This is a genomic window from Bradyrhizobium sp. 23 (assembly GCF_023073295.1).
Taxonomy (GTDB): Bacteria; Pseudomonadota; Alphaproteobacteria; order Rhizobiales; family Xanthobacteraceae; genus Bradyrhizobium; species Bradyrhizobium canariense_D.
On record NZ_JADPJF010000085.1, the window covers coordinates 1 to 9,234 of the forward strand.

4 protein-coding genes are annotated in these 9,234 nt (G+C 58.8%); all 4 read left to right on the top strand.

Annotation, left to right across the window (positions count from 1 at the left end; translation table 11 throughout):
* The first annotated feature begins 2,237 nt into the window (after window positions 1-2,237).
* Window positions 2,238-3,323, top strand: coding sequence for a GDP-mannose 4,6-dehydratase (gene gmd / locus IVB32_RS20630; protein ID WP_247411252.1), 1,086 nt, complete (start codon window positions 2,238-2,240; stop codon window positions 3,321-3,323).
* Window positions 3,304-4,281, top strand: a complete 978-nt coding sequence (locus IVB32_RS20635; protein ID WP_276576778.1) for a GDP-L-fucose synthase — start codon at window positions 3,304-3,306, stop codon at window positions 4,279-4,281. The genes gmd and IVB32_RS20635 overlap by 20 nt, the downstream gene beginning before the upstream one ends.
* 218 nt (window positions 4,282-4,499) lie before the next feature.
* Window positions 4,500-6,326, top strand: coding sequence for a glutamine--fructose-6-phosphate transaminase (isomerizing) (gene glmS / locus IVB32_RS20640; protein ID WP_247411254.1), 1,827 nt, complete (start codon window positions 4,500-4,502; stop codon window positions 6,324-6,326).
* 973 nt (window positions 6,327-7,299) lie between these two features.
* Window positions 7,300-8,649: an MFS transporter gene (locus IVB32_RS20645; protein ID WP_018455486.1), complete on the top strand. Its 1,350-nt coding sequence runs from the start codon at window positions 7,300-7,302 to the stop codon at window positions 8,647-8,649.
* Window positions 8,650-9,234 lie beyond the last annotated feature (585 nt).

Below are 9,234 nucleotides of genomic sequence, written 5' to 3' on the forward strand. Positions count from 1 at the left end.
CTCGTTGAGCCGTCCAAATGGACGTCCTTTTTGCTGTCCAATCCCATCCGAAACCTCCGTCCAAGCCGGAGGCTTCTTTCGCACAGCTATACCGATCCCGAAGCAAGGGTTCCGGCTAAGCGCTTACGATTGATACCCAAAGCCAACTGCCTTGGTGAAGCGCCTCCCGCCCTGCTCGTCTTGCGGCTGGCTCCTGGCAAACGAATACGGGTTCGACATATTCACGCGATAAGCTCGGAGGGGGATTGAATCATACGTAGCGTCGGATTGTAGAGTGCACAGCTAGGGAGCACCAATGTTCGGCCGCTTCCAGCGGAGCAGGCCGACCGCTTGCGATGAGAGGTCTTCTGCCAAAGCGGCTGAGGATCGCGCTCAGCCGAAGAACGCACCTTCTGTCCTGTCCACGCAATCGTCGGCCCCATGAAGACAAGATCGCCCACATGTAAGAAGGACCAATCCAGCCTTGGAGGCTACGAAATACGTTTGCGGGCACTGAGTTCCAAACCAGCCGCCGCGAGATCGATGCGGTATCCCGGAGCGGTCATGTGAGAGGACCCGATGGATCCAACAGGGTCTTGCTCGTCGATCACTGTGAGGGCCAATGCCGGGCCATTGTTGGTTTCAAGAATGGCGATCCGGGAGCCGCGTATATGTGCGGCGACCCCGTTGTGACGGGGCCTCGCCAAAAGCTGTCATCGTGGTGCGCTTATCACCATTCCCGAATGCACGTCATGCCATGGTCGGACGGACGCAGCCTCGTTGAACGAAAGTAGACTAGATGAACAACAGTAATCCGAGACGAGTCCGCGCAAGTGCTAGGCATGGGCAGCGGTCATCGCGGGAGTCAAGAGAGCTGCCGATAGATCCGCGAGCTGGATCTGCTCGAGGTGCAGGCCTGACGATTGCCCAAGAGCCGAACGCCGATCCGGCAATGAGGCCCATCAGGACCTGACGAGCGATTATGGAGAAGCTCATGTGAGCGCCTTGGAAGAGATGATGTGGAAGTTTATACCCGCGAGGGACTGAAGATTGATCTCGGCACCATGATTGAGGGAAACACCGCGTTCGAACCCGATAATCCGGCGATTCATTTCGAGACCCGCCTCTAAAGCTTACGCTGCTTTCGGCGCATTCGAGCGGGGGCACTTGGTTTAATGACCCGGCTCGACCTCTCCACTCTCGACGAGCAGCTCATCCGACTTCCTTCTGCCGAGGGGCTGCAAATCAAGTGTGATAGTTGAGGTAGAACGCAGTTGATCCGTCAGCTCAGGCTGCTATCCGCAGAATGCTTGCTCAAGAACCGGACTTTGCCGACAAGAGAAGGGGCGCTCGGGACCAGCAAACCGCCAGTTTCAATGGCAGCGGCACGTGCTCGAGGCGGCTTAATTCACCCACAAGCGGGCTTTGCCTGGTCATACTACGGCCGGCCCGAAGACATGCTTGCGAGCGCGGAAAACACCCCCCGGCGGAATGGTCACCGAACCGAGCACTGACCTTGTGAGCCATATCGTCCGCCCGCTAAACGCACCATTGTTGTTGATTCCTTGGCCACTCGCGAGCAATGAACCGCCAGATGCCTTTCGCTACTGAATTCGCCCTTCGGGGGCGCAGGGCACACTAATCGTCGCGATAACCCCCTTGAGGTCCCATATAGCACTGGCCTCATTCATCCAGCGTTTTTCTGTGAACTCAAACAGCACGGAGGCAGTATGCGCGCCTTCACTTTTGCTTGCCAGATCACCAACTTGATTGTCCAGAAATGATCGACGATGATAAGTACTGCGCGACAGAGAACGAATTTCAATGCTTTGTTTGGCCGGCTTGCTCGCGGTTGCACTGGATGAACAGCAAGATTGGAAAACTCTTAGGCAAGGACACGAAATGAGGGAAACTCGCTGGCTCAACGTGCGAGTTGACCACGAACGGACTGTGGAACGCTTCTCGGCCAAACGGGTCTGCTTACCTCCCATCCGCGCCGCAATTTCATTGGTCGCGCCCACGCCGAGAAACGCCTGACGAAGGCCGAACGGAATCTTCCGGACTACAAACTTTCGTATAGTCCTTCAAAACCCTTTCGATGTGGAAGGTTACCTCCGTACAGTTGAGCGCTTGATGCAATGCCTATACAGAATCCAGAACTCGGCCGTTCGAGAGCGTGACGCTTCCGCATTTCGAAGAGGCCAGACGCGATTGACGTCGTCGATCGGGGACCGACATTAGCCTGCGAGAGCAACGATTTGTCAAACCAAGAGAGCAAACGGCGGGTCGCTCTAATCACCGGCGTGACTGGACAGGACGGCGCCTATCTGGCCGAATATCTGCTGTCGCTCGGCTATGTCGTGCACGGCATCAAGCGGCGCTCGTCCTCGTTCAACACTGCGCGGGTCGACCATCTCTACCAGGACCCGCATCTCGGGGACGTGCCGTTCCTGATGCACTACGGCGACATGACGGACTCGACCAATCTGATCCAGCTGGTGCAGCAGATCCGGCCGACCGAGATCTACAATCTGGCCGCCCAAAGCCACGTCGCGGTCAGCTTCGAGAGTCCCGAATACACCGCCAATGCCGATGGGATCGGCGTGCTGCGGCTGCTGGAAGCGATTCGCATCCTCGGCATGGTGAAGGAGACGCGGTTCTACCAGGCCTCGACCTCCGAGCTCTACGGCCTCGTCCGGGAGATCCCGCAGAAGGAGACCACGCCGTTCTATCCGCGCTCGCCCTACGGCGTGGCAAAACTCTACGGCTACTGGATCACGGTGAACTACCGCGAAGCCTATGGCATGTTCGCCAGCAACGGCATCCTGTTCAACCACGAGAGCCCGATCCGCGGCGAGACATTTGTGACCCGCAAGATCACGCGCGCTGTCGCCCGTATCGAGGTCGGGCTGGAGGAGACGCTCTATCTCGGCAATCTCGAAGCCAAGCGCGACTGGGGCCACGCGCGCGATTACGTCGAGGGCATGCACAAGATCCTGCAAGCCGACAAGCCCGACGATTTCGTGCTCGCCACCGGCGAGATGCACTCGGTGCGCGAGATGGTCGAGCTATCGTTCGCCCAGCTCGGCCGCCGCATTGCATGGCGTGGAGCAGGGGTCGAGGAGACCGGCGTCGATGAGACGAGCGGCAAGACGGTGGTGAAGATCGATCCGACCTATTTCCGCCCCACCGAGGTCGATCTCCTCGTCGGCGACGCCAGCAAGGCGCATCACGTGCTCGGCTGGAAGCCGAAGCACACGTTCGCCCAGCTCGTCGAGGAGATGATGGCAAGCGATCTGGCGGAAGCAAAACGGGAGGCGGCCCATGGCAAGCGCACCATTTGAGCTGAAGGGCAAAAGCGTCTACGTCGCCGGCCATCGCGGTATGGTCGGCAGCGCGATTGCGCGCCGGCTCGCGCGGGAGGACGTGCAGCTCGTCACCGTCGACCGGCGCGAGGTCGATCTCTGCAACCAGACGGCCGTGTTCGAATGGTTCGCGAAAACGCGCCCGCAGGTGATCTTCCTCGCCGCCGCAAAAGTCGGCGGCATCGTCGCCAACGACACGCTGCGGGCCGAGTTCATCTACGACAACATCACGATTGCTGCGAACGTGATCCAGGCCGCGCATCAAAACGGCGCCGAAAAGCTGATGTTTTTGGGCTCGTCCTGCATCTATCCGAAGCTAGCGCCACAGCCGCTGCGCGAGGTCTCGGTGCTATCAGGCCCGCTGGAGCCGACCAACGAGCCCTATGCGATCGCCAAGATCGCCGGCATCAAGATGGCGGAAGCCTATCGCAGCCAGCATGGCAGCGACTTCATCAGCGTGATGCCCACCAATCTCTACGGCCCCGGCGACAATTATCATCCCGAATTGAGCCATGTCGTTGCCGCGCTGATCCGCCGCTTCCACGAGGCGAAGGTCGCGGGCGCAAAGAGTGTCGCCGTGTGGGGCACCGGCACGCCACGGCGCGAGTTCCTTTATGTTGACGACATGGCGGATGCCTGCGTGCACCTGATGAAGAGCTATTCGGGACCGGAGCTGATCAATATCGGCACAGGCGAGGACATCACCATCGCCGAGTTCGCCCGTGTCGTCGCCGAGGTCGTTGGCTACAGCGGCGAGATTGCCTTCGACACGTCGCGCCCCGATGGCACTCCGCGCAAGCTGCTCGACGTCAGCCGTCTCGCAAGCCTCGGCTGGCGCGCGAGGACATGGCTTGTAGATGGAATGCGCCAGACCTACCGGGCCTTCTTGGCCGTATCGGGTACATCGGACAAAACGAGAGCCTCATGCAGCTGCTAACTGCTGACGGCGCTCATTGTGCGATTGCCAGACAGTTGCTTTAGGATCTCCCGGCGAGTTCGACAGGGCTCCACGTTTTCTTGGAGTTCGAGCGCCTCCGGGTGCCGCGTGCCCGATGGAGGGCAGGCACGGCTAGACTGGCGGATAACTAAAGCGAGCGAATTGGTCAGGCGCGCCTTGCGGGACGCTCTGTTTTGAACTTGAGGTAAACTGACTAAATGTGCGGAATTGTCGGCATCTTGGGGCGCGGTCCGGTCGCGGATCGTCTGATCGATTCACTGAAGCGACTGGAATATCGTGGCTATGACTCAGCGGGCATCGGAACGCTCAAAGGAAACCATATCGAGCTTCGACGCGCCGAGGGCAAGCTGAGGAACCTTGAGACACGCGTTCGCTGCCATCCGCTCTCAGGCCATGTCGGGATTGGGCACACGCGCTGGGCTACTCACGGCAAGCCGACGGAGCACAATGCTCATCCCCATGCAACGGACAATGTTGCAGTCGTCCATAACGGCATAATTGAGAACTTCCGCGAGCTGCGAGCGGAGCTAAAACAGCATGGCGCCTGTTTCGCCTCTGAAACAGACACCGAGGTGGTGACGCATCTCATCGACTTTTATCTGAAAGATGGCTGCTCGCCGCAGGAGGCAGTAAAAGCGTCGCTGCCGCGGCTAATCGGCGCGTTTGCGCTTGCAATCCTGTTCAAGGGTCAACACGACCTCATGATCGGTGCGCGCAAGGGCTCACCACTCGCGATCGGACATGGAGAAGGCGAAATGTATCTCGGATCGGATGCTATCGCGCTCGCGCCCCTTACCGGCTTGATCACCTACCTTGAGGACGGCGATTGGGCTGTGCTCAACCGCAACGTCAGCGTGGTCTACGACGCACAAGGCACAGTTGTCCGCCGGGAGGTGATGAAATCTGGCGCGTCGTCGGTTCTCGTCGACAAAGCAAACTACCGCCACTTCATGGCGAAGGAAATCCACGAACAGCCAGAGGTGATCGGGCAGACGCTGGCGCGTTACGTCGATATCGCCACCGAGAGCGTGGCACTGCCGCAGGAGCTTCCGTTCGACTTCAACGAGATCGGACATATCTCGATCACGGCTTGCGGTACGGCAGGCTACGCCGGCCATGTCGGCAAGTACTGGTTCGAGCGGCTGGCTCGTATTCCGGTCGAGCTCGATGTCGCCTCCGAATTTCGGTATCGTGAGGCGCCGATGCGCAAGGGAGATCTTGCTATCTTCATCTCGCAGTCCGGCGAGACGGCCGATACGCTGGCCGCGCTCCGCTATGCCAAATCGCAAGGCCTGCATACCCTCTCTGTCGTGAACGTACTGAGTTCGACCATTGCGCGCGAAAGCGGGACAGTGTTGCAGACGCTTGCCGGACCTGAGATCGGCGTTGCCTCGACCAAGGCGTTCACATGCCAGCTGGTCGTCCTTGCGGCGCTTGCGGTCGCTGCTGGCAAGGCGCGCGGTGAATTGCCGGATAGCGACGAGGTCGATCTCGTGCGAGCGCTGATCGAAATCCCACGGCTTGTTACCGCGGCGCTTGCCAGCGAGCCGCAGATCGAGAAGCTCGCACGCGACATCGCCAAATCGCGTGACGTGCTATATCTTGGTCGCGGCACGTCGTTTCCATTGGCCCTGGAGGGGGCACTGAAGCTGAAGGAGATCTCCTATATTCACGCCGAGGGCTATGCGGCCGGAGAGCTCAAGCACGGCCCGATCGCCTTGATCGACGAGAGCGTTCCCGTAATCGTCATTGCTCCCTGCGACCGGGTGTTCGAAAAGACCATCTCGAACATGCAGGAGGTCGCCGCACGCGGCGGCAAGATTATCTTGATAACGGACGCTCGGGGAGCCGCAGAGGTATCCATGGATTCACTCGCGACGATTGTGATGCCGGAGATGGATACGACGTTCACGTCCATTGTTTATGCGATTCCGGTGCAGCTTCTGGCCTACCACACGGCCATCCTGATGGGCACGGACGTCGACCAACCCCGAAATCTCGCGAAATCGGTAACTGTCGAGTAAGGCAAGGTGATGCGACCTGGACATCGTGGTCAGATTCCGAATGCGCACAAGCCTCGGTCAGATCGAATTACGATGTGCCGCCCAGCTCCTGGCCCGATGCCACCGCATGGTTTCGCGGCGGTTCATAGCCCTCGCTTACGGAGGCGAGCCTCATGTGCAAAATTTACGGCCAATCAGGTTGCGAGGCTGGCGTGGCCTTGCCTCCGGCAAGCAAGCAGTCGCGCAGGGCTTATCACGACATTCCGATTGCTTGGACCTGGTCATAATTCGTGACAAACATCCAGGTTTCTAATACGACGTGGAAGCCGGATGAAGCTGTTCGATTAAGCCCATTATCGCTGAGGAGGCCCGCTGTGATCCTCCCCCTCAGCGCGGGTTTTGGACCGCATTAGGACCGCAGCGCCCCTCGAAGTACGAGGCGCGCCTCGCTTCGAAGGACAACGTGGCACTTGCCCGAGCATGGCGATCGGCGCTATCGGACGGGCTCGATCACCAGCACGCTCACCAAATCTTTTCCGTAAACCTCAGGTTAACTTGAGCAACTCGAGGCCAAATCGCTGGACATCGGGTGAGATGCTAACGCACCTCGGCTCCAATCGCAGGCTCGCGAGCTGTTCTAGCAGACATCTCACGGCAGCTCTTCCCTGCCGCTCTATCCCATGCATCTCGTCCTTGCTTTTCATTGCATGTCGGTGCGCTCAATGAGGAATTCGGCCACGCCACAGACAACAGCCTTTCCACCGAGAATTGCCCGAGGTTTCAATAGGTTGAGAGTCACTCCTAACGACGCGAGCGGAATAACGCCCGAAAAACTGTGCGAGTTTGCGGCAATTGCCGAAAATATGCCGGAAACGTCAGGCGCTTACGGGTTGGTCGATAGTGCCCTTATGGCAGATTCGCGGCCATGAACTGCACTCGGCTGGCGTGAGATTTTCTCCAGAACCGGCCATTTCAAACCGAGAGGAAACTCGCCATGTCACCAGCGTCCATCGCGCAAGCGTCAAAGGCCAAACAGCGCATTGGCGCCATCTTACGTGCGACGAGCGGCAACTTCCTCGAGCAGTTCGACTTCTTCTTGTTCGGGTTCTACGCCAGTGCCATCGGAAACGCGTTCTTTCCATCAGGAAGCGAAACCGCTTCACTGCTTAACACCTTCGGTGTGTTCTGGCTGGGGGCGTTGATGCGACCTGTTGGCGCGATTGTGCTTGGAGCCTATATTGACCAGATTGGCCGTCGGCAAGGCCTGATCATCACGCTTTCGATTATGGCTATTGGCACCGTCATCATCGCCTTTTGTCCCGGCTATGCAACGATCGGCATTGCCGCACCCGCGATCGTGCTGTTCGGACGGCTGTTGCAGGGCTTTTCTGCGGGCGTTGAGGTTGGCGGCGTTTCCGTCTACCTCTCCGAGATTGCCACCCCGGGTAACCGCGGCTTTTACACATCGTTTCAGTCTTCGAGCCAGCAGGTTGCGATCTTTGTCGCGGCTCTTATCGGATATTTTTTGAGCGAAGCACTTCCGGCCGAAATGGTTGCCGCCTGGGGCTGGCGGATCCCATTCTTCCTTGGCTGCTTGATCGTTCCGCTTATCTTCTTCCTGCGCCGGACGCTGGAGGAAACTCCGGAGTTTCTGGTCATGAAGACCCACCCAACGGCCCGCGAGGTCTTTGCCTCCACAGTTGCGAACTGGCGCATTGTCATTCTTGGCATGATGATCGCAATGCTGACGACCACGACCTTCTATTTCGTCACAGTGTACACGCCTACGTTCGGCAAGCACGTATTGCAGCTGTCCTCGCAGAACACGCTCTTGGTGACGCTTTTGGTCGCCGTCACGAACTTCATCTGGAACCCAATTGGCGGCGCGATCTCTGATAGAATCGGTCGGAAGCCGGTCTTGCTGACCATTGCCGGCCTTGCCTTGGTGACTGTATATCCGGCGTTGTCCTGGCTTGTGACCGACCCAAGCTTTGGCAAGATGGTGGCAGTGGAGATGATGTTCTCGTTCTATTTTGGCACCTACAGCGGCGCCATGTTGGGCGCTTTGGTCGAAATCGTGCCGAAGCACGTTCGCACAACCTGCTTTTCTTTAGCCTTCGCACTCGCCGCAGCTCTCTTTGGTACCTTTACGCCGCTGGCATCGACTTGGCTGATCGATCGGACCGACGACAAGGCTTCGCCGGGTTTCTGGTTGATGTTTGCAGCTTTGCTCGGCATTATCGCCGCGCTCAGGATTTATCCAGGAAACACCAACAGAGTTGCGAAGCTGTCGCGACCCGAGGGGTCTAACGGGGCCGTAAGCGCGCAATTTACCACACGTTAGCAGCGCGCCCACGGGGGACCTTCACGTCCAAGACTGAACTGAGCGGGGTGCGTGGCGGTCCTTGCGGTGATCTCGGTAGTCCGCGTGCCACTCGGCGGGCCGCGGGCCACTGCGGAATTCATGCAGCCTCAAGACGTGCCCGTTAAGTTTGCATGGCAGCGCACGTGGAGCTCGCGCGAGGGATGTATCTCCCTCGCGCGAGCTCTGCTCGTTTTTCACCTAACCGAAAAGTGCGAGTCGCGCCGCTCGACCACACAACGCATCGAGCGTTGCGTTAGTGCTCAGCCATTCCGACTCAGCATCAGCGACGGCTCGTCCCGATACGGCTCGACATTGCATAGGAAGAAGGTGTATCGCAGCTCACCAATTCTCAGCTAGCGGTCGAAAAGCTTGAATCGTGCCTGGTGCGCGGAGCGTCGGGCCAGCATGACCACGACCCGGGCCGTCGCTGGCTCCGCTCGATCAGCGGCGACTTCACGCTGTCATTCGGCCTGCAATATTGGCTCTGACTCATATGTGGAACGGCCCGGGCTGCAAGATCTTTCTCTGGTTGAACAAGGGATGACGGTGCGGTCATATGTTCGG

What these genes read in the sequence shown, in the direction of transcription:
- IVB32_RS20635 (WP_276576778.1), top strand. Translation starts at nt 3,304, where the DNA reads ATGGCAAGCGCACCATTTGAGCTGAAGGGCAAAAGCGTCTACGTCGCC.
- glmS (WP_247411254.1), top strand. Translation starts at nt 4,500, where the DNA reads ATGTGCGGAATTGTCGGCATCTTGGGGCGCGGTCCGGTCGCGGATCGT.
- IVB32_RS20645 (WP_018455486.1), top strand. Translation starts at nt 7,300, where the DNA reads ATGTCACCAGCGTCCATCGCGCAAGCGTCAAAGGCCAAACAGCGCATT.